Source organism: Microbacterium sp. SYP-A9085, assembly GCF_009649635.1.
Lineage (GTDB): Bacteria > Actinomycetota > Actinomycetes > Actinomycetales > Microbacteriaceae > Microbacterium.
In genome coordinates this window covers 70,336-90,294 of the sequence record NZ_WJII01000002.1, presented here as the reverse complement: position 1 = coordinate 90,294, position 19,959 = coordinate 70,336, and the positions used below count along the sequence as shown (strand labels likewise).

The following is a 19,959-nucleotide window of genomic DNA, read 5'->3' as shown; positions in this document are numbered from 1 at the left end:
GGACACCATGATCGAGTTCCGCGGCGTCTCCAAGCTGTACCCCGACGGCACCGCGGCCGTGCGCGACTTCGACCTCGTCATCCCCGCACGCAAGACCACGGTGCTCGTGGGCTCGAGCGGGTCCGGCAAGACGACGCTGCTGCGCATGATCAACCGGATGATCGAGCCGACCGCCGGTGTCATCGAGATCGACGGCGACGACATCGCCGGCCGCTCGGCGGTGGCGCTGCGGCGCAGCATCGGCTACGTGATGCAGAACTCCGGCCTGCTGCCGCACCTGACCGTCGAGGACAACATCGCCACCGTGCCCGTCCTGCAGGGCGTGGCGAAGAGGGCAGCCCGCGCGCGGGCGCGTGAACTCATGCGCACGGTCGGACTCGACGAGGCGATGGCACGGCGGTTCCCCGGCCAGCTCTCCGGTGGGCAGCAGCAGCGCGTCGGCGTCGCGCGGGGGCTCGCGGCCGACCCCAACATCCTGTTGATGGACGAGCCATTCGGCGCCGTCGACCCGATCGTGCGCGCCGAGCTGCAGCAGGAGCTCATCCGGCTGCAGGACGAGATCGGCAAGACGATAGTGTTCGTCACCCACGACGTCGATGAGGCGTTCCTGCTCGGCGACCAGGTGGTGATCCTGCAGCAGGGCGCGCAGATAGCGCAGATCGGCAGCCCCAGCCAGATCATCGAGAACCCGGCGTCCGAATTCGTCGCCAGCTTCATCGGCGCCGAACGGGGGACGCGCGCGCTGCGCCTGAAGCGCACGGCACGGGGCCTTGTCGTCGTCGACGCTGCGGGTCGCGCGCAGGGTGCCATCGTCGACGGCGCCGTCGTCGAGGAGGCCGGCGGGTGATCTGGCTCTCCGACAACCTCGGGCTGATCCTGCAGCTGTCGCTGGTCCATCTGCGGCAGAGCCTCATCCCGATCGCGGTCGCGTTTGTCCTGTCGATCCCGCTCGGCTGGGTGGCGTGGCGGTACCGGCTGCTGCGGGGCGCGATCCTCGTGGTCACCGGTCTGCTGTACACGATCCCGTCGCTGGCGCTGCTCGTGCTGCTGCCGCTCGTGATCGGCTCCAGCTACATCAGCGACGTCAACCTGATCGTCGCACTGACGATCTACGGCGTCGCCCTCATGGTGCGCGCCGTCACCGACGGCCTGGACTCCGTCGACGCGGACGTGCGGCTCGCCGCCACCGCGATGGGGTACGGCGCGTGGCGGCGGTTCTGGGCCGTCGAGTTCCCGCTGTCCGGACCCGTCGTGCTGGCGGGTCTGCGGGTCATGGCCGCGAGCACTATTGCGCTGGCCACGGTTGGGATCCTGATCGGGGTGACGAACCTCGGCTACCTGTTCACGAACGGGCTGCAGCGGCGGATCATCCTCGAGGTGCTCGCGGGCATCGTCGCGGTGATCGTGATAGCCCTCGTGGTGGACCTGCTGCTCGTGGTCGCCGGCCGGGTGCTGATGCCGTGGTCGCGCCGCCCCGACGCCCTCGGTGCCGCCGCCGGCGCGCGGGAGGCGATGGCATGACCTTCCTCCTCGACGCCATCCGGTGGATCTTCGGCGGCGACCTGGCCGGCACCGACCCGATCCCCGTCGCCCTCGTGGCGCACCTGCTGTCGTCGGTCGCCGCGGTCGCCGTGGCCATCGTGATAGCGGTGCCGGCGGGATGGCTGATCGGGCATACGGGTCGCGGCCGCGACATCGCGGTCGCCATCTCCGGCGCGGCGCGCGCGGTGCCATCGTTCGGGCTCTTCATCCTGCTCGTGCTGCTGATGGGCGTTCTGTACACGCCCGCCGCGGCGACCGTCACGTTCGTCATCCTCGCCATCCCCTCCATTCTTGCGGGGGCATATGCCGGATTCGAGGCGATCGACCGATCGGTGCTCGGCGCCGGCCGGGCGATGGGGATGACCGAGTGGCAGGTGCTGTGGCGCATCGAAGTGCCGCTCGGGCTGCCGTTGCTGGTCGCCGGCATCCGCTCCGCGATGCTGCAGGTGGTGGCCACCGTCACCATCGCCGCATACGTCTACGGCGTCGGCGGCCTCGGGCAGTACATCATCGCCGGATTCCCGCTGCAGAGACTGGACATGGTCCTCGGCGGTGCGATCCTCGTCGCCGCGCTGGCCCTGGTCCTGGACGGTGTGTTCGCCCTGCTGCAGCGGGCAAGCGTGCCGCGCGGCGTGCGCGCCGCCCGATCGCGGCGCACTCAGTCGCGGGACCGGATCGCCCGAGAAGCCCTGACCTGACCTCGACAGAAAGAAGCCATCATGCATGCGAAGAAGACCCTTGCGGCCGTGGCGGCCGTCGTCGGTGCGGCGCTCGCCCTCGCGGGCTGCTCCTCGAACAACCCGCTGGGCCCGACCGCCACCACCTCCGGCGGGCCGGGTGCCACGATAGTGATCGGCTCGCAGACGTACCCCTCGAACGAGATCATCGCCGAGATCTACGCGCAGGCGCTGGAAGGCGACGGGCTCACGGTGCAGCGCAAGTTCAACATCGGCCAGCGCGACGCGTATATGCCGGCGATAAAGAGCGGCGAGATCCAGCTGTTCCCGGAGTACACCGGAAACCTGCTGCAATACCTCGACAAGACCGCCACCGCCACTGCACCCGACGACGTGTACGCGGCGTTGCAGAAGGCGCTGCCGGCCGGTCTCGCGGTCCTCGACATGGCGACGGCCGCCGACCAGGACTCCTACACCGTCACGAAGGCGTTCGCCGACAAGTACCAGCTGTCCTCGATCGCCGACCTGAAGAACGTGACCGAGAAGATCACGCTCGGCGGCAACCCCGAGCTCGCCGACCGTCCGTACGGCCCGAAGGGGCTGAGGAGCGTGTACGGCATCGACATCGGGTTCAAGGCGACCGGGGACACCACCGTGGAGAGCCTCGTGGCCGGCACCGTGAACGTCGCCGACGTGTACACGTCCGACCCGCGCATCAAGACCGACAACCTCGTCGTGCTGAAGGATCCGAAGGGCATGATCCTGTCATCCAACGTCGTGCCCCTGGTGAACAAGAGCATCCAGGGCACGTTGGCCGACGTCATCAACGCCGTCCAGGCCAAGCTCACACCCGAGGCCCTCGTCGACATGAACGTGCAGAACACGACGAACCAGCAGTCGCCCGCCGACATCGCGAAGAAGTTCCTCGCCGACAACGGGCTGAAATAGGCCCGCGCCCGCGCATCCACACGCCACCGCCGCCGCCGCAAGGGGAACACGCGCGGCGCGGCGGTGGCGTGTGAGTCATCACGCCGCGAGCGACCAGCCCAGGGAGAAGTCGAACGCGACGGCGACCATCAGGTACATCAGCCACAGCCCCGTGACGATGTGCCAGAAGCCCAGGGCACGCTCGCCCAGGGCCACCCCGATGGCGGCGAAGAAGTCCGACAGGTAGATCAGGGCCAGCCCCAGGAACAGCAGGCCGACCGGCCAGTCGCCGGCGACGAAGAACACGACGAGGCCGACGACCGAGATGATGAAGAACGCGACGCACATCCCCGCGTTCGGGCGGGGGTCGTTACCGCGGAGGCGATTGTAGCCGATCGCGAACCAATGGATGCCGTACGCGCTGAACGCGAGGGCGGCCATGTACAGGGGAGGTGCCTTGAACACCTGGAACCAGGTCAGGCCTATGAACAGGATCGCTCCCGTCACGAACTGACAGAAGCCCGGCAGCCAGACACCCCAGATGCCGGTGGCGCGATCGACGCGCTCGTCGCGGAGCGGCCACCCGAACAGCTCTTGCGGGCCGTAGATGAGGTAGCCGGTGCCCAGCCCGAAGAAGCCGAGGGCCAGGGGCGGAAACATCGATACTGCGAACTGCATCATGAACCTTCTTCGATCTTCGATCAGGTTCCCCTTGGTTCACATCGTGATCCTGCGTCCGGCGAAGTACAAGAACCCTCCGTAACCGCCCGGGCGTCGTGCTTGCAAGACGTGGTCCGGTGGCGTAAGCCTGAGAGAAGCGACGACGCAGGCAAGGAAGTGCACCACGATGACCAGTGAGCAGGTAGCGACAGAGCGGCAGGTCGACGACCAGGAGCACCTTGAGATAAGCCCGCCACGGGACTGGGCGGCCGGCATCCCCGGCATCCTGCACTCGGTGGGGCCGGCCGTGCGCGGCATGGGCGTCGGACGCGCGGCCAAGCTGCTGACGTCGATGAACCACAAGGACGGCTTCGACTGCATGAGCTGCGCGTGGCCGGATCCGGATCACCGCAAGGTGGCGGAGTTCTGCGAGAACGGCGCGAAGGCCGTCACATGGGAGGCGACACCGGTCACCGTCCCCCGCGCATTCTGGAAGGAGCATCCGATCCCCGTGCTCCTGCAGGAGTCGGAATACTGGCTGGGCATGCAGGGACGGCTCGTGGAGCCCGTCTACAAGGCCGCCGACAGTGACCACTACGCGCCGATCGGCTGGGACGAGGCGTTCCGGATCGTGTCCGACAAGCTGAACGCCCTGGACTCGCCGGACGAGGCCGCGTTCTACACGAGCGGCCGCACCTCGAACGAGGCCGCTTTCGCGTACCAGCTCTTCGCGCGCGCGTTCGGCACGAACAACCTGCCGGACTGCTCGAACATGTGCCACGAGTCCACCGGCGCGGCGCTGGGCGAGGCCATCGGCGTCGGCAAGTGCACTATCGGCTACGACGACTTCGCGAAGGCCGACCTGATCATCATCATGGGGCAGAACCCGGGGACCAACCACCCGCGGATGCTGACGGCGCTGGAGGAGGCGAAGAAGGCGGGGGCGGCCATCGTCGCCGTGAACCCGCTGCCGGAAGCGGGCTTGATGCGCTACAAGAACCCGCAGAAGGTGAATGGATGGATCGGCAAGGGCACGGGCCTTGCCGACGAGTACCTGCAGATCCGGCTGGCCGGCGACCAGGCGCTCATGCAGGCGGTCGCCAAGCGCGTCATCGAGGCCGAGGAGGCCAACCCGGGGACGGTGTTGGACCACGACTTCATCGACCGGTACTGCCAGGGCTACGAGGAATTCGCGCAGAGCCTGAAGGGCCTGGACGAGGTCGCGGTGCTGCAAGCGACGGGCCTGACCGGGGGCGAGATCAGCGGGCTCGCGGACCGCTACATCAAGGCCGATCGCGTCATCATCACATGGGCGATGGGACTCACGCAGCACAAGCGCGCGGTGGCCACGATCAAGGACATCATGAACCTGCTGTTCCTGCGCGGGAACATCGGCAAGCCGGGGGCGGGAGCCTCGCCGATCCGCGGGCACAGCAACGTGCAGGGCGACCGGACGATGGGCATCTGGGAGAAGATGCCGCCCGCGTTCCTGGACAAGCTGCAGGCGGAGTTCGGATTCGACCCGCCGCGCGTGAACGGCGTCGACAGCGTCGACGGCATCCGCGCGCTCGCCGAAGGCCGGCTCAAGGTGTGGGTGGCCCTGGGCGGCAACCTCATCTCGGCGGTGTCCGACACGCGCGCCGCGGAGGATGCCATGCGCAAGGCCGAGTTGACGGTGCAGATCTCGACGAAGCTGAACCGCTCGCATGCCGTCGTCGGCCGCGAGGCGCTGATCCTGCCGACGATGGGCCGCACCGAGATCGACCGCCAGGCCACGGGGGAGCAGTTCGTCTCCGTGGAGGACACCGTCTGCGCCGTGCACCCGTCGTGGGGCAAGGTGGAGCCGGTCTCGCCGAATCTGCTCAGCGAGATAGCCATCGTCAGCCGCCTGGCCCGCGCCACCCTCGGCGACAAGGTCACGGTGGACTGGGCCGGGTTTGAGCGCGACTACGACACCATCCGCGAGCACATAGCGCACGTGTGCGCCGGCTGCGACGACTACAACACGAAGATCCGCCACGAGGGCGGGTTCGTGCTGCCGCACGGACCGCGCGACTCCCGCACGTTCCCGACTGCGACCGGCAAGGCCATGTTCTCCGTGAACGACCTCGAGGTCGTCGAGTGCCCCGCGGGCCGGCTGCTGCTGCAGACCATGCGCGCCCACGACCAGTTCAATACGACGATCTACAGCCTCAATGACCGTTACCGCGGCGTGAAGAAGGGCCGCGACGTCGTGTTCGTGAACCCGCTGGACATCGCCGAGCTCGGCCTGCGCGACGGCCAGCGCGTCGACGTGCACAGCGAGTTCACCGACGGCGTCGACCGGGTCGTGCGCTCCTTCCGTCTCGTGTCGTATCCCACCGCGCGCGGGTGCGCGGCGGCGTACTTCCCGGAGGCGAACCCGCTCGTGCCTCTGGGCGCGACCGCCGAGGTCAGCAACACGCCGGTGTCGAAGTCCATCGTGGTCCGCATCGAGCCGGCGGTGCAGGAAGCGGTGGCCTGAACCGCGCTCAGCCCTCCAGCTGCTCGGACAGTTCGAGCCAGCGCTCCTCGAGTTCGGCGGTCTCGGCCGTGAGCGCGTCGCGCCGGTGCTGCAGCGCGACCAGGGCCGTGTAGTCGTCGTGCGCGTCGGCCAGGCGTGCGTCGACCGCGGCGATCTCGCCCTGCAGCTTGTGCAGTCGGCGGTCGATGGCGGTGAGCTCCTTCTGCGCGGCGCGCCGCTCGGCGCCCGCGAGGAGAGTGGTGGATGCCGCGTGCTGCGGCGTCTCGCGCTCCGAACCGGCGGCGCGCTGGTCGGCTCGCAGGCGCAGGTACTCGTCGATGCCGCCGGGCAGGTGGCGGAACCGGCCGTCGAGGATCGCGTACTGCTGGTCGGTCACCCGCTCCAGGAAGTACCGGTCGTGCGAGACCACGAGCAGGGTGCCCGGCCACGCATCCAGCAGCTCCTCCATCGCGGCGAGCATGTCGGTGTCGAGGTCGTTCGTCGGCTCGTCCAGGATCAGCACGTTCGGCTGGCTCAGCAGCACCAGCAGCAGCTGCAGTCGCCGCTGCTGCCCGCCGGACAGGTCCTTCACCGGCGTGGACAGCTGCGCGCTGGAGAACCCCATCCGCTCCAGCAGCTGGCCCGGCGTCAGCTCAGTCGCCTTGGAGCCGCTGCCGAACGTGTACGTCGTGCGCAGCCGCTCCAGCACGAGCCGCACCGGCCGGTCCTGGTGCTCGGCCAGCTCGTCCATTCGCTGCGACAGCGCCGCGACCTGCACGGTCTTGCCGCGCTTGACCCGGCCGCCGGCGGGGGTCACGGTGCCGTCGACGAGTCCGAGCAGGGTGGACTTGCCGGCCCCGTTCACGCCGAGGATGCCGGTGCGCTCGCCGGGTGCAATCCGCCACACGACGTCGCGCAGCACCTCCCGCGGCGCTGCGCCGTCCGGGTCCGGATACGACACGGAGGCGTCGAGCAGGTCCACGACGTCCTTCCCGAGCCGGGCGGTGGCCAGCGCCTGCAGCGCGACCGGGTCGCGCAGCGGCGGCACGTCCGCTATCAGCGCGTTCGCGGCGTCGATGCGGAACTTCGGCTTCGCCGTGCGCGCCGGCGCGCCGCGGCGCAGCCAGGCGAGTTCGCGGCGGGCGAGATTCTGGCGCCGCTCCTCGACGGCCGCTGCCTGCCGGTCGCGCTCCACGCGCTGCAGGATGTAGGCCGCGTATCCGCCCTCGAACGGCTCGACGATCCTGTCGTGCACCTCCCACATGGCCGTGCAGACCTCGTCGAGGAACCACCGGTCGTGGGTGACCACCAGGAGCGCGCCCGCGCCCGTCGCCCACCGCGTCTTCATGTGCGCGGCCAGCCACGCTATGCCCTCGACGTCCAGATGGTTCGTGGGCTCGTCCAGCGCTATCACGTCGAGGTCCTGGACCAGCAGGGCCGCGAGGGCCACCCGGCGTCGCTGGCCGCCGGAGAGCACGCCGATCGGGGCGTCCCAGGGCAGGTCCGTGAGAAGGCCCGCAATCACGTCACGGATGCGCGGGTCGCCCGCCCACTCGTGCGCGGGCGCGTCGCCGACCACCGCGTGCCCGACCGTCTCGTCGTCGTCGAGGGTGTCCTGCTGCGCGAGCACACCCACGCGCACGCCGCCACGGCGGGTGACCTGCCCGTCGTCGGGCTCGATGCGCCCGGTGAGCATGCCGAGAAGGCTCGACTTGCCGTCGCCGTTGCGGCCGACGATCCCGATGCGGTCGCCGGCGGACACGCCGAGGCTGACGGAATCGAACACGACCCGGGTCGGGTACTCCAGGTGCAGGGCCTGGGCCCCGAGAAGATGTGCCATATCCGTCCCAGGCTAGGCCACCCGGCGGGACGGCCGGCCACCGGCCAGCCCGTACCCTACGCGCGGATCACGGCCTGCACGCGGTCACACCAGGGTCTCGATGCCGATGCGCACGGTGTCGCCCAGGTCGACGCCCTCCCGCCGGCGGATCGGGCGGCTGATCGCGAGCACGTACGTCCCGTCGGATTCGGGGAAGATCGAGGTCGACCAGCGGGACGAGCCGAGGCTCGCGTCGACCTTCACCGAGCCGAAGCCGGCCGGCGGGTGCGGCATGTCGTGGATCTCCTCGGAGATCTCGGTCGGCACCCGGGCGAACACCCACAGCTCACGCCGCGCCGCCCAGCGGAACAGCGTCGCCTCGAATTCGTACCGGATGCCCGCCATGCGATCACCCTAGATGCGCCGGGCGATGCTCAGTCCTCGCCCTCCCGCCGGGTGCCGCCGCAGCGCCAGCAGGCCGCACCCCGCGGTCCCTCGATCATGGCGCCGCACTCCGCGCACAGGCTCGGCAGCCAGCAGGCGGCGTCGCCGCCCGCGCCGTCGTCGAAACCCCGCCCCCACTCGTCCTCGCCCATCCCCTCATCATCCTCTGTCTGCGCGCGGCCCGGGTCCGCTCCTCGCCGAACCCACCCGCTGTTGCCGAACCCACTCGCGACAGCGGGTGGGTTCGGCAACGGGAGGTGGGTTCGGCGGGGAAGGAGTCACGTCACACCGGGTCGACCGGTTGATCGCCGCTGGTACGTTCGCCTCATGACCGCCGAACCGCTCTACCACGTTGTCATCACCGACGACTGGGAGCAGAGCGCGATGGCCGGCGAGTACGCGGCGGCGACCGGCGGCGTCGCCCACGAGACCGGGGGATACCTGCGGGCGACCACCGCCGCCGGGCTGCAGGACCTGCTCGACGACGGATACCGGGACCTCGAGCTGCCGCTCACGCTGGTGACGCTGGATGCCGCGGCACTGCGGGCCGAGGGCGTGCGGGTGGAGGATGTCCCGCCCCACGGCGCGCGCGTGTACGCGCCGCTGCGGCGCGACGGGGGACCGGCCGTGATCGCCGCCGCGCCGCTGCACCGCGAGCACGGCCGGTGGGTGTCACCGCTGACGGCGCCGCCCGCGGCGGAGCACTCCCACATCCTCGCGCACCCGAACGTGCTGTATGTCGGTACGCCCGCGTACCTGGTGGCCTCGACGAACCCGGACGGATCGGCGAACCTCGCGGCCGCGTCGAGCCACTTCGCGCTGGGGACCATGCTGTGCCTGGGCATCGAGTCGGACGGCCAGACCGCCCTCAACATGGCCGACCGGCCCGGCATCACCGTGAACTTCCCCTCTCTCGAGCTGTGGCCCGCCGTGGTGCGCCTGTCGCGGCTGACCGGCCGCACCCCGGTGCCGGCGGCCAAGGCCGACCGGTACACGTACGAGCCCGACAAGTTCGGGGCGGCCCGGCTCACCCCGCAGCCCGCCGACCTGGTCACGGCGCCGCGCGTACAGGAATGCCGGCTGCAGTTCGAGGCCACCGTGCGGCGGATGACGCCGGGCGTGGACGGCGGCTACTTCATGGTCGAGGCCGAGGTGATCCGCGTGCACGCCGATCCCGCGCTCGTGCGCGAGGGCACCGACGACATCGAGCCGGCGGCGTGGCGGCCGCTGGTGTACGCGTTCCGCCACTTCTTCGACCGCGGCGACGAGGTGGGCTGGCTCGCATCCAGCCGGATGGCGCCGCATCCGCCGCTCGTGGACTGAGCACGCCGGCTCAGGTGTCGAAGCCGAGGCTGAGCTTGCGCAGCAGCGCCGCCAGCCGCTCCCGGTCGGTGCGCGCCAGCCGCGCCAGCAGCACCGCCTCCGCGTCCACGAGCCGGGTGATGGCGGCATCCACGCGCGTCTTCCCGTCGCCGGTGAGGACGACGAGGATGCTGCGCCGGTCGTCGGGATCGGCTTCGCGGTGCACGAGCCGGCGGCCGACGAGGCGGTCGATCCTGTTCGTCATCGTGCCGCTGGAGACGAGCGTCTGCTGCAGCAGCTGCTTCGGGGTCAGCCGGAACGGCTCGCCCGCGCGGCGCAGCGCCGAGAGCACATCCCACTCCCACGGCTCGAGCTCGCTGCGCCGGAACGCCTCACGGCGCGCGCGGTCCAGATGCCGGGAGAGCCGGTCGACGCGGGAGAGCACCTCGAGGGGCGAGAAGTCCAGGTCCGGCCGCTGCGAGACCCACGCCTCGACGATGCGGTCCACTTCGTCGGTCTGCGCGGTCACTTTCCCATTATCGGGCAGGGGGCGGGGCGGGCGCGATCTGGCAGACTTGATCCGGCCGCGGTCGCGGCGGTCCGCCGTGGTGTAATGGCAGCACGACAGCCTTTGGAGCTGTGAGGACCAGGTTCGAGTCCTGGCGGCGGAGCATGTCCGATACAACCGATCACCGCCTTGCCGTCGTCATCCTCGCCGCGGGTCAGGGCACCCGGATGAGATCCGCGCTGCCGAAGGTCCTGCACCGGATCGGTGGCCGGCCCCTCGTCGGACACGTGCTGGACACGGCGCACGCCCTCGCCCCCGCCGACGTCCTCGTCGTGGTCCGCCACGAACGCGACCAGGTCGCCGAGGCCGTGACCGAGGCCGAGCCCGCCGCGCGCCTCGTCGACCAGGACGAGATCCCGGGGACCGGGCGCGCCGTCGAGGTCGCCCTGGCCGCGCTGCCGGACTTCTCCGGCGACGTGCTCGTGCTCTCCGGCGACGTGCCGCTGCTGGACGCCGGGACCCTGAGCGCGCTGCTGGCCGGTCACCGCGCCGGCGGCGCCGCCGCGACGCTGATGACCGCCGTGGTCGACGACCCGACCGGCTACGGCCGCGTCATCCGGGACGCCGCGGGGGATGTCGCCCGGATCGTCGAGCAGAAGGATGCGGACGACGCCGAGGTGGCGGTCCGCGAGATCAACGCCGGCGTGTACGTGTTCCGGGCCGAGGCCCTGCGCACGCACCTGCCCGCCGTCGGCACCGACAACGCGCAGGGCGAGAAGTATCTGACCGACGTGCCGGGGATGCTGCGGCGTGCCGGGGACCGGGTCGCGGCATCCCTCGTCTCCGACGTGACGGTGACATACGGCGTGAACGATCGCGCGCAGCTGGCCGAGGTCGGGCGGCTCCTGAACGCGCGCACCGTGCGCCGCTGGCAGCTGGAAGGCGTCACCGTCATGGATCCGGCCACCACCTGGATCGACGTGACGGCCACGCTCGAGCCGGATGTGACGGTGCTGCCGAACACGCACATCCTGCGCGCCACCACGATCGGCGCCGGTGCCGTGGTCGGCCCGGACACGAGCCTCGTGGACTGCGAGGTCGGCCCGCGCGCCACCGTGCGGCGCACCGACGCCACGCTCGCCGTGATCGAGGCCGACGCCACGGTGGGCCCGTTCGCGTACCTGCGCCCGGGCACGTACCTGCACGCCGGAGGCAAGATCGGCACTTTCGTGGAGACGAAGAACTCCACGATCGGCGCCGGCAGCAAGGTGCCGCACCTGTCGTACATCGGCGACACCACGATCGGCACCGGCGTGAACCTGGGCGCGGGCGCCATCACCGCCAACTACGACGACCTCACGAAGCACCGCACCGAGATCGGCGACGAGGTCCACACCGGCTCGCACAACGTGTTCGTCGCGCCCGTTAGGATCGGAGATGGCGCGAAGACCGGGGCCGGAGCCGTCATCCGCAAGGATGTGCCCGCCGGAGCCCTGGCCCTGAGCGTCGCACCCCAGCGCAATGTGGCGGGGTGGGTCGAGAAGAACCGACCGGGCACGAAAGCGGCGGATGTCGCAGCGCGCGCACGGTCCGCACAGAAAGCCGGCGATGGGCCACAAGGACAAGAGGGTTGATCTCGATCGCGATCGCGGGATAGCACCCGGGCTGGTCGCCAAGACCAAGAAGCGCCTGGTGGTGGCGTCCGGGAGTTCGCACCGGGCGCTGGCCGCCCAGGTCGCCGCGGCCCTGGGCACCGAGCTCGTTCCCACCGAATACCGCACTTTCGCGTCCGGGGAGATCCTGACCCGCTTCGAGGTGTCGGTGCGCGGCTGCGACGTGTTCCTCATCCAGTCCTTCGGCCCGCCGGTGAACGAGTGGATGATGGAGCTGCTGATCATGCTGGATGCCGCCAAGCGGGCATCCGCGAAGCGGATCACCGTCGTGGCCCCGTACTACCCGTACTCCCGTCAGGACAAGAAGGGCCGCGGCCGCGAGCCGATCAGCGCGCGGCTTGTCGCGGACCTGCTGAAGACCGCGGGCGCCGACCGGGTGATGAGCGTCGACCTGCACGCCGCGCAGATCCAGGGCTTCTTCGACGGCCCCGTCGACCACCTTTTCGCGAAGTCCGTGCTCCAGGACTACTTCCGGCGCACCCTCAGCGAGGAAGACCGCGCGAAGCTCACGGTGGTCTCCCCGGACACCGGCCGGGTGCGGGTCGCCGACCAGTGGTCGGACTCGCTGGGCGCGCCGCTGGCGATCATCCACAAGCGCCGCGACCCCAACGTCGCCAACCAGGTGACGATGAACGAGATCGTCGGCCGCGTCCGCGGGCGCGTATGCCTGATCGTGGACGACATGATCGACACCGGCGGCACGATTCTGAAGGCCGCCGAGGCGCTCAAGGAGAACGGCGCGGAGCGGGTCATCGTCGCGGCCACGCACGCCGTGTTCAGCGACCCCGCCGTGCAGCGGATGCAGGATGACGTCATCGACGAGGTCGTGGTGACCGACACCATCCCGCTGCCGGCCGAGAAGCATTTCCCGGGCCTCACGGTCCTGCCGATCGCGCCGCTGCTCGCGCGGGCCATCCACGAGGTGTTCGTCGACGGCTCGGTCACGAGCATGTTCGACGGCGCCGCCTGACCCGTCCGCCGTGACCGCCTCGCTCACCTCGCTGTCCACCCGCGGCTTCGCGGTGCTCGGGCGGATCTCGATGTACCGCCTCACGCTGCTGGCGCTGGGCGTGCTCGCGGGCATCGCGCTGCTGCTGTCGTTCGCGGGCCTCGCCGGCCCCGCCTGGTACGAGCTGCTGGCCACCACGGTGGTACTGGTGCTGGTGGCGGCGGCGGTGGATGCCGCGGCGCAGCGGCTGCTGCACCTGCCGTGGCGCCTGGAGTCGTCGCTGATCACCGCCGGCATCCTGCTGTTCGTGCTGCGGCCCGCCGCCGACCCCGTGGGTCTGGCCGGGATTGCGATCGCGGGAGCGGCCGCCGCTATCTCGAAGTACCTGCTCGCCTGGCGGGGACGGCATGTGTTCAACCCCGCCGCGGTGGGGGCGACGGTCCTCACGCTCCTGGCGGCGCTCACCGGGGGATACGCCCTGGGCGGGTCCTCCTGGTGGGTGGGCTCGCCGCTGTTCGGCCCCATCGTGCTGCTGATGGGCGTGGTCGTGCTGTGGCGCACCGAGAAGCTGCGGGTGATAGCGCTGTTCTGGGTCGTGGGCCTTGCCGCCGGCGTGATAGCGGTCGCCACCGCATACCGGCAGCAGGGCGTCGAGGTCGATGTCTGGTCCCTCGTCTGGCAGCAGCTGTGGTCGTCGCCGCTGCTGTTCCTGGGCGCTTTCATGCTGTCCGAGCCGCTGACCCTGCCGCCGCGGCGGTGGCAGCAGATGGTCGTCGCCGCCGTGGTCGGCGTGCTCGTCGGCTGGGCGCCGCTGTTCGGCGCGTTCCCGGTGGGGCTCGGCCAGGAGCGGGCGGTGCTGGTCGGCAACCTGATAGCGTTCGCGTTCGCGGTCCGCACCGCCGTGCGCCTGGTCTACCAGGGCACCGCGCGGGTCACCCCGAGCATCGACGAGCTGACGTTCCGGGCGGAGCGGGGCTTCTCGTTCACCGCGGGCCAGTTCCTCGAACTGGACGTGCCCCACCGGCATCCCGACGCCCGCGGCACGCGCCGCGAGTTCAGCATCGCGTCGGCCCCCGAAGACCTGCCCATCGTGCGGATAGCGTTCCGTCGCGGATCCCAGTCCACATACAAGAAGGCCCTCGCGGCGGTGCGTCCGGGCACGGCGCTCGCGGTCACCGGCGTGTGGGGCGACTTCGTCCTGCCGCGGCACGAGGACAGCCCGCTGCTGATGGTGGCGGCCGGGATCGGCGTGACGCCGTTCGTCTCGCACCTGCGCCACCTGACCGCCACCGACCGCCGCCGCGACATCCTCGTGGTGTACGTGGCCTCCGAGGCATCCGAGCTGGCGTTCCGCGACGATCTCGCCGCGGCGGGGGTGCGGGTGATCGTGTTCACCCGGGACCGGCCCGCGGAGCTGCCCGCGGGGTGGGAGTGGGCGCAGGGCGTGCGGCTGGATGCCGAGGGCCTGGCCCGCACGGTGCCGGACATCGCGCGGCGGCACGCGTACGTGTCCGGTCCCGCGAAGCTCATCGCCGACCTCACCCCCGCGCTGGAGCGGGCCCGGTCGATCACGACCGACGCTTTCAGCGGCTACTGACCCGGTGTCGTCGGCCGGGCCGGCAGGCGCACCTCGAACGTCGTGTCGCCGGGGCTCGAGCGCACGGTGAGCGTCCCGTTGTGGGCCTGCACGATGGCGCGCGCTATCGACAGGCCGAGCCCGGTGCCGCCGGTCTGCCGCGCCCGGGAGCGGTCCGCGCGGGCGAACCGCTCGAACAGCTCCGCGGCCACGGACGGGTCGATGCCAGGCCCGTCGTCGTGCACGCGCAGCACCGCGCTGGCGCCCTCCCGGGTCACCGTCGCCGTCACCTCGGTTCCCGCGGGGGTGTGCGTGCGCGCGTTGGCCAGCAGGTTCGCCGCGACCTGGTGCAGCCGCCCGGCATCCCCGGCGATCACCACGGGATCCTCGGGCACGTCCACCACCCACCGGTGGTCGGTGCCGGCCGGCCGGGCGTCGCCGACCGCCTCGAGCACCAGCTGGGTCAGGTCGACGGTGCCGACCACGAGCTCCTGCCCCTCGTCGAGCCGGGCCAGCAGGAGCAGGTCCTCGACGAGGGCGGTCATCCGCAGCGACTGCGCCTGGATGCGCTCCAGCGCCTGCGACGTGTTCTCGTTCAGCGACGGGTCCCGCAGCGACAGTTCGGAGTAGCCGCGGATGGATGCCAGGGGAGTGCGCAGCTCATGGCTGGCGTCCGCCACGAAGCTGCGCATCCGCTCCTCGTTATGCTGGCGCGCCTGCAGCGACGCGCCCACATGGTCCAGGAGCGTGTTCAGCGCGGCGCCCACGCGCCCTATCTCGGAGTGCTCGTCGACCTGGTCGGCCGGCACCCGCTCCGCTATCAACACCTCGCCCTGCGCCATCGGCAGCGCCGCCACCCGGGTCGCGGTCGCGGCCACGGCGCGCAGCGGCCGCAGCCCGCGGCGGATCACCACGGCGATCGCCGCCGCCAGCAGCAGCAGGCCGCCCAGAGTGACCAGCAGCACCGTGGTGAGGATCTGCGCGATCGTCGTGTTCACCTCGCTCAGCGGCAGTCCCGCCGCGAGGTCATACGTGTTGCCGACGGTGTAGGCGCGCACCCGGTAGGCGCCCAGGGCGTCGACCGCGGCCGTCGACGACGGCGACTGCTGCAGGCTCGCGACCACCTGCTGCACCTGGCGCGCCGTCAGCTGCCGGACGTCGCCCTCATCATCGACGTATGCCCCGTCGGGAATACCGCCGGGCGCGCGCACCACGAGCAGGAACCCGGGCTGGTTGCGCGAGTCCTGCAGCGTCCGGAACGCGAGCATGGTGCCGGTCGTCAGAGAGGGGGCCGGCAGGCCGCGCTGCAGGACGCCGGCCGTGACATCCCGGACCTTGTTGTCCAGGTTCTGCTGCAGGATGCCGCCGAGGATGGCGCTGGTGCCCACCGCGACGGCGGCGAGAATCAGCGCCACGATCCCGATCACCGTCGCCATCAGGCGCGTCTGCAGGCTCAGCGGCCGGCGGACCCCGCGTGTCGGCGCCGGGGCCGAGGTCATTGCGGGGCTTTGATCATGTAGCCGACGCCGCGCACGGTGTGGATCAGCGGCTCCTCGCCCTGGTCGATCTTCTTGCGCAGATACGAGATGTACAGCTCCACGACGCTCGAGCGGCCGCCGAAGTCGTAGTTCCACACGCGGTCCAGGATCTGCGCCTTGGAGACCACACGGCGCTGGTTGCGCATCAGGTAGCGCAGCAGCTCGAACTCCGTCGCCGTCAGCTCGATCTGCCGCCCGGCCCGATCGACCTCGTGGCTGTCCTCGTTCAGGGACAGGTCGCCCACGCGCAGGATCGGCTCGGCGTGGACCGCCTGCGCGGTGCCGGCGCGGCGCATCAGCCCGCGCAGCCGGGCGACGACCTCCTCGAGGCTGAACGGCTTCGTCACGTAGTCGTCGCCGCCGGCGGTCAACCCGGCGACCCGGTCGCCGACCGAGTCCTTCGCGGTCAGGAACAGCACCGGCACGTTGTTGCCGCTGTGCCGCAGCCGCTGCAGGACGCTCATCCCGTCGAGGTCGGGCATCATGATGTCCAGCACCATGGCATCCGGCGCGAACTCGCGTGCCGCCTGCAGCGCCTCGAACCCGCTCGCGGCCGCCTGCACGTCCCAGCCCTCCATCCGCAGCGCCATCGACAGCAGGTCGGTGAGCATCTGCTCGTCGTCGACGACGAGGATGCGCGGGGCGGCTCCGTCCGCGCGGTGCAGCGAGGTTCCGGCAGCGGTCATGGTCATGCCCCGATTCTCGTCACCCGACTGTGAGTGACCTATGGGAGAGACTATGCCGCTCCTGTGAATCGCGGAATACGCCGCCGGTGCTCAGTGCGTGTCCACCGCGGGGACCTCGCTGCGGTCGCCGGACCACAGCGTGTGGAAAGTGCCCTCGCGGTCGGTGCGTCGGTACGTGTGCGCGCCGAAGAAGTCGCGCTGTCCCTGGATCAGGGCGGCGGGCAGCCGGTCGGCGCGCAGCCCGTCGTAGTACGCGAGCGACGACGAGAAAGCGGGGGAGGGGATGCCGGCGGCCGCCGCCTGCGCGACGACCCGGCGCCACGCGTCCTGCGCTCGCCCCAGCGCCTCGACGAAGTACGGGGCGGTCAGCAGCACCTGCAGGTCGGGGGTCAGCGCGTACGCGTCGGCGATCCGGTTCAGGAACTGGGCGCGGATGATGCAGCCCCCGCGCCAGATCCGCGCCACGGCACCGAGGTCGATAGTCCAGTCGTATCGGGCGGCGCCGGCGCGGATCTCGTCGAAGCCCTGCGAGTACGCGACGATCTTGGACGCGAAAAGGGCCAGGCGCACGTCCTCGATGAAGGCGTCGGGGTCCTGGACCGTCAGCGCGGAGGCGGGACCGGGCAGGGCGGCGGCGACCGCGCGCTGCTCGGGATGGCTGGACAGCGACCGGGCGAACACGGCCTCGGCGATCCCGGACACCGGAACGCCCAGGTCGATCGCCGTCTGCACGGTCCATCCGCCGGTGCCCTTCGCGCCGGCCTGGTCGGCGATGACGTCCACGAGCGGCGCGCCGGTCGCGGCATCCTGCTGGCGGAGCACCTCCGCGGTGATCTCGATCAGGTACGACTCCAGCTCGCCGCTGTTCCACTGCGCGAACACGTCCGCGATCTCGGCGGGGGACCGGCCGGTGCCGCGGCGGATGAGATCGTACGCCTCGGCGATCAGCTGCATGTCCGCGTACTCGATGCCGTTGTGCACCATCTTCACGAAGTGGCCGGCGCCGTCGTGGCCGACGTGCGTGACGCACGGCTCGCCCTCGGCGACCGCGGCGATCGAGCGCAGGATCGGGCCCAGAGTGACCCACGACGCGTCCGATCCGCCCGGCATCAGCGAGGGGCCGAGCAGCGCTCCCTCCTCGCCGCCGGACACGCCCATGCCGACGTAGTCGACGCCGGCGGCGCGCACCGCCTGCTCGCGCCGGATGGTGTCCGTGAAGAGGGCGTTGCCGCCGTCGACGATGATGTCCCCGGGCTCGAAGACCGCCAGCAGCTCGTCGATCACGGCGTCGGTGGGCCGTCCCGCCTTCACCATCACTATCGCGGTGCGGGGACGGACGAGGCTCGCGGCGAACTCCGCATAGGAGGAGGCGGCGATGAACCCGGCCTCGGCGTGTGCGCCGATCAGCTCGTCCGTCTTCGCCCTGGTGCGGTTGTACACCGCGACCGTGTTGCCGTCGCGGCTGGCGAGATTGCGCGCGAGGTTCGAGCCCATCACGGCAAGCCCGACGACCCCGATGTTCGCCTGCGGACGGTCGTTCTGCTCGGTCACACGCACTCCTCGGGGACGCCGGATCAGGGATGCGCCCAGCCTACGGTGTCCGCCGCGCGGGGCGCGGGCGTATGGCGCGGCTCAGTGCTTGCGGTAGTTCTGCCGTCCCAGGAACCAGAACGAGGCGACGACGCCCACGATCCCCAGGCCCACCACGAGGCCGACGAACCCCAGCAGCAGATCCGAGGCGAGCTGAGCGTTCATGTTTCCTCCAGGGCGGTGTGCGGACGGTCGTCCTCATGCTATCGGGCCGCCTGGTAGACTCTGAATCGCAACTTCGGCGAGGGATGCCGTGCGCCCGCGGTGCGGGCCGTGACATCCGTGATCGACGCGGTGATGCGGGCCCCGGCGGCTTTCCTCACGCGCATGCGTTCGAGTTGAACACACAGACCCCCGAAACATCGAACCCGCGTCGCGCGGGCCTGCAAGGAGAAACACATGTCTGAGGACACCAAGGTCCGCGCCGAGCTGCGCGACAGCTTCGGCAAGGGCTTCGCCCGCCGTCTGCGCGCCGCCGGCAAGATCCCCGCCGTGATCTACGGCCACGGCACCGACCCGGTGCACGTCGCCCTGCCCGGCCACCAGGTGTCGCTGCTCGTGCGCCGCGCCAACGCGGTGCTCGAGCTCGACGTCAACGGCACCGAGCAGCTCACGCTCGTCAAGGACATCCAGCGCGACCCGGTGCGCCAGATCATCGAGCACATCGACCTTCTCGTCGTCAAGAAGGGCGAGAAGATCGAGGTCGAGGTGCCCGTCGTCGTCGTCGGCGAGCCCGCCCCCGGCACCATGGTCAACCTCGACACCGTCACCCTGCGCCTCGAGGTCGAGGCCACGCGCATCCCCGAGCACATCGAGGTCAGCGTCGAGGGCCGCGAAGAGGGCGCCCACGTCACCGCCGGCGACATCCCGCTGCCGCGCGGCGCCGCCCTGATGGACGAGCCCGACCTGCTGATCGTCGCCATCTCGGTGCCGACAGTGTCCGCCGAGGACGAGGCCGCCGAGGCCGAGGCCGCCGCGCCCGCCGCAGCCGAGGAGGCCGCCGCGGAGTGACGTGGCTTGTCGTGGGTCTGGGCAACCCCGGACCCCAGTACGAGCTGACCCGCCACAACGTGGGTCAGCTCGTCCTCGATGAGCTCGCCGAGCGGCGCGGGGAGACGTTCAAGGCGCACCGGGCGAACGCCCGCGTCGCCGAGACGTGGCTGCGCCCGGGCGCCGCGAAGATCGTGCTGGCCAAGCCGAACTCGTTCATGAACGTGTCCGGCGGCCCGGTCGCCGGCCTCGTGCGGTTCTACGGCATCGAGCCCGACCATCTCGTCGTCGTCCACGACGAGCTGGACATCCCGTTCGACACCATCCGGCTCAAGGTCGGCGGCGGTCACGGCGGCCACAACGGCGTCCGCGACGTCGCGAAGGCGCTCGGCACCCCCGAGTTCGCGCGGGTGCGGGTCGGCATCGGCCGGCCGCCGGGCCGTCGCGACGCCGCCGACTGGGTGCTCGACCCGTTCTCCGCCGCCGACCGCAAGGCGCTGCCGCTGGTCTTGTCCGACGCCGCGGACGCCGTCGAGCAGCTCATCGACGCGGGCCTCGTGGCCGCCCAGCAGACACACCACGCCCCGCGGGCATGA

20 protein-coding genes and 1 tRNA gene are annotated in these 19,959 nt (G+C 70.9%); 12 read left to right on the top strand and 9 right to left on the bottom strand.

Annotated features, from left to right (window positions below):
- Positions 1–7 precede the first annotated feature (7 nt).
- Genes GH740_RS05245 through GH740_RS05230 form a run of 4 tightly spaced genes read left to right on the top strand, consistent with a single transcriptional unit; the run spans position 8 to position 3,167 of the window.
- Complete coding sequence (locus GH740_RS05245) at positions 8–847, top strand: ABC transporter ATP-binding protein (RefSeq protein WP_153745481.1); 840 nt, start codon at positions 8–10, stop codon at positions 845–847.
- Positions 844–1,521, top strand: coding sequence for an ABC transporter permease (locus GH740_RS05240; protein WP_367640759.1), 678 nt, complete (start codon positions 844–846; stop codon positions 1,519–1,521). Before GH740_RS05245 ends, GH740_RS05240 begins: the two co-directional genes overlap by 4 nt.
- Complete coding sequence (locus GH740_RS05235) at positions 1,518–2,240, top strand: ABC transporter permease (protein ID WP_153745068.1); 723 nt, start codon at positions 1,518–1,520, stop codon at positions 2,238–2,240. The genes GH740_RS05240 and GH740_RS05235 overlap by 4 nt, the downstream gene beginning before the upstream one ends.
- Positions 2,241–2,261: 21 nt before the next feature.
- Positions 2,262–3,167: an ABC transporter substrate-binding protein gene (locus GH740_RS05230; protein ID WP_153745067.1), complete on the top strand. Its 906-nt coding sequence runs from the start codon at positions 2,262–2,264 to the stop codon at positions 3,165–3,167.
- 78 nt (positions 3,168–3,245) lie between these two features.
- Here GH740_RS05230 and GH740_RS05225 read toward each other — a convergent pair whose 3' ends face one another.
- The gene (locus GH740_RS05225) at positions 3,246–3,827 is read right to left on the bottom strand and encodes a hypothetical protein (protein ID WP_216644905.1); all 582 of its coding nucleotides are present in this window, start codon (positions 3,825–3,827) and stop codon (positions 3,246–3,248) included.
- A gap of 166 nt (positions 3,828–3,993) precedes the next feature.
- Between GH740_RS05225 and GH740_RS05220 the strand changes: the two genes are divergently transcribed.
- Positions 3,994–6,309: an FdhF/YdeP family oxidoreductase gene (locus GH740_RS05220; RefSeq protein WP_153745066.1), complete on the top strand. Its 2,316-nt coding sequence runs from the start codon at positions 3,994–3,996 to the stop codon at positions 6,307–6,309.
- Between the two features lie 7 nt (positions 6,310–6,316).
- On the opposite strand, the gene GH740_RS05215 is transcribed toward GH740_RS05220, so the two are convergent.
- The 3 genes from GH740_RS05215 to GH740_RS05205 all read right to left on the bottom strand — a co-directional run bounded on the left by GH740_RS05215 (position 6,317) and on the right by GH740_RS05205 (position 8,703).
- Positions 6,317–8,128, bottom strand: coding sequence for an ABC-F family ATP-binding cassette domain-containing protein (locus tag GH740_RS05215; protein WP_153745065.1), 1,812 nt, complete (start codon positions 8,126–8,128; stop codon positions 6,317–6,319).
- 84 nt (positions 8,129–8,212) lie between these two features.
- A complete protein-coding gene (locus GH740_RS05210; protein WP_153745064.1) occupies positions 8,213–8,512 on the bottom strand; it encodes a DUF1905 domain-containing protein in 300 nt (99 codons plus the stop codon).
- Positions 8,513–8,541: 29 nt separating this feature from the next.
- Positions 8,542–8,703, bottom strand: coding sequence for a hypothetical protein (locus tag GH740_RS05205; protein ID WP_153745063.1), 162 nt, complete (start codon positions 8,701–8,703; stop codon positions 8,542–8,544).
- Positions 8,704–8,878: 175 nt separating this feature from the next.
- Between GH740_RS05205 and GH740_RS05200 the strand changes: the two genes are divergently transcribed.
- Positions 8,879–9,874, top strand: a complete 996-nt coding sequence (locus GH740_RS05200; RefSeq protein ID WP_216644904.1) for a flavin reductase — start codon at positions 8,879–8,881, stop codon at positions 9,872–9,874.
- Between the two features lie 10 nt (positions 9,875–9,884).
- On the opposite strand, the gene GH740_RS05195 is transcribed toward GH740_RS05200, so the two are convergent.
- Positions 9,885–10,382, bottom strand: coding sequence for a MarR family winged helix-turn-helix transcriptional regulator (locus tag GH740_RS05195; protein ID WP_367640755.1), 498 nt, complete (start codon positions 10,380–10,382; stop codon positions 9,885–9,887).
- Positions 10,383–10,452: 70 nt separating this feature from the next.
- Here GH740_RS05195 and GH740_RS05190 point away from each other — a divergent pair.
- The 4 genes from GH740_RS05190 (at position 10,453) to GH740_RS05175 (ending at position 14,580) form a co-directional block, all read left to right on the top strand.
- A tRNA-Gln gene (locus tag GH740_RS05190) sits at positions 10,453–10,524 on the top strand.
- 1 nt (position 10,525) lies between these two features.
- Complete coding sequence (gene glmU, locus GH740_RS05185) at positions 10,526–11,995, top strand: bifunctional UDP-N-acetylglucosamine diphosphorylase/glucosamine-1-phosphate N-acetyltransferase GlmU (protein ID WP_153745061.1); 1,470 nt, start codon at positions 10,526–10,528, stop codon at positions 11,993–11,995.
- On the top strand, positions 11,970–13,004 hold the full coding sequence (locus GH740_RS05180; protein WP_153745060.1) for a ribose-phosphate diphosphokinase: 1,035 nt from the start codon (positions 11,970–11,972) through the stop codon (positions 13,002–13,004). The genes glmU and GH740_RS05180 overlap by 26 nt, the downstream gene beginning before the upstream one ends.
- Before the next feature lie 10 nt (positions 13,005–13,014).
- Positions 13,015–14,580, top strand: coding sequence for an FAD-dependent oxidoreductase (locus tag GH740_RS05175; protein WP_367640752.1), 1,566 nt, complete (start codon positions 13,015–13,017; stop codon positions 14,578–14,580).
- Here the strand turns inward: GH740_RS05175 and GH740_RS05170 are convergent.
- The 4 genes from GH740_RS05170 to GH740_RS14200 all read right to left on the bottom strand — a co-directional run bounded on the left by GH740_RS05170 (position 14,574) and on the right by GH740_RS14200 (position 18,538).
- The gene (locus tag GH740_RS05170; protein ID WP_153745059.1) at positions 14,574–16,058 is read right to left on the bottom strand and encodes a cell wall metabolism sensor histidine kinase WalK; all 1,485 of its coding nucleotides are present in this window, start codon (positions 16,056–16,058) and stop codon (positions 14,574–14,576) included. The two genes, GH740_RS05175 and GH740_RS05170, sit on opposite strands and share 7 nt — an antisense overlap.
- On the bottom strand, positions 16,055–16,783 hold the full coding sequence (locus GH740_RS05165; RefSeq protein ID WP_153745476.1) for a response regulator transcription factor: 729 nt from the start codon (positions 16,781–16,783) through the stop codon (positions 16,055–16,057). The genes GH740_RS05170 and GH740_RS05165 overlap by 4 nt, the downstream gene beginning before the upstream one ends.
- Positions 16,784–16,873: 90 nt before the next feature.
- Positions 16,874–18,334, bottom strand: coding sequence for an NADP-dependent phosphogluconate dehydrogenase (gene gndA / locus GH740_RS05160; protein WP_367640750.1), 1,461 nt, complete (start codon positions 18,332–18,334; stop codon positions 16,874–16,876).
- An 81-nt stretch (positions 18,335–18,415) separates the two neighbouring features.
- Positions 18,416–18,538 (bottom strand): hypothetical protein, encoded by a 123-nt coding sequence (locus tag GH740_RS14200; RefSeq protein ID WP_301538738.1) that lies wholly within the window; start codon positions 18,536–18,538, stop codon positions 18,416–18,418.
- 234 nt (positions 18,539–18,772) lie between these two features.
- Between GH740_RS14200 and GH740_RS05155 the strand changes: the two genes are divergently transcribed.
- Both GH740_RS05155 and pth read left to right on the top strand, forming a co-directional pair.
- The gene (locus tag GH740_RS05155; protein ID WP_153745057.1) at positions 18,773–19,384 is read left to right on the top strand and encodes a 50S ribosomal protein L25/general stress protein Ctc; all 612 of its coding nucleotides are present in this window, start codon (positions 18,773–18,775) and stop codon (positions 19,382–19,384) included.
- Positions 19,381–19,959, top strand: coding sequence for an aminoacyl-tRNA hydrolase (gene pth, locus GH740_RS05150; protein WP_367640748.1), 579 nt, complete (start codon positions 19,381–19,383; stop codon positions 19,957–19,959). The genes GH740_RS05155 and pth overlap by 4 nt, the downstream gene beginning before the upstream one ends.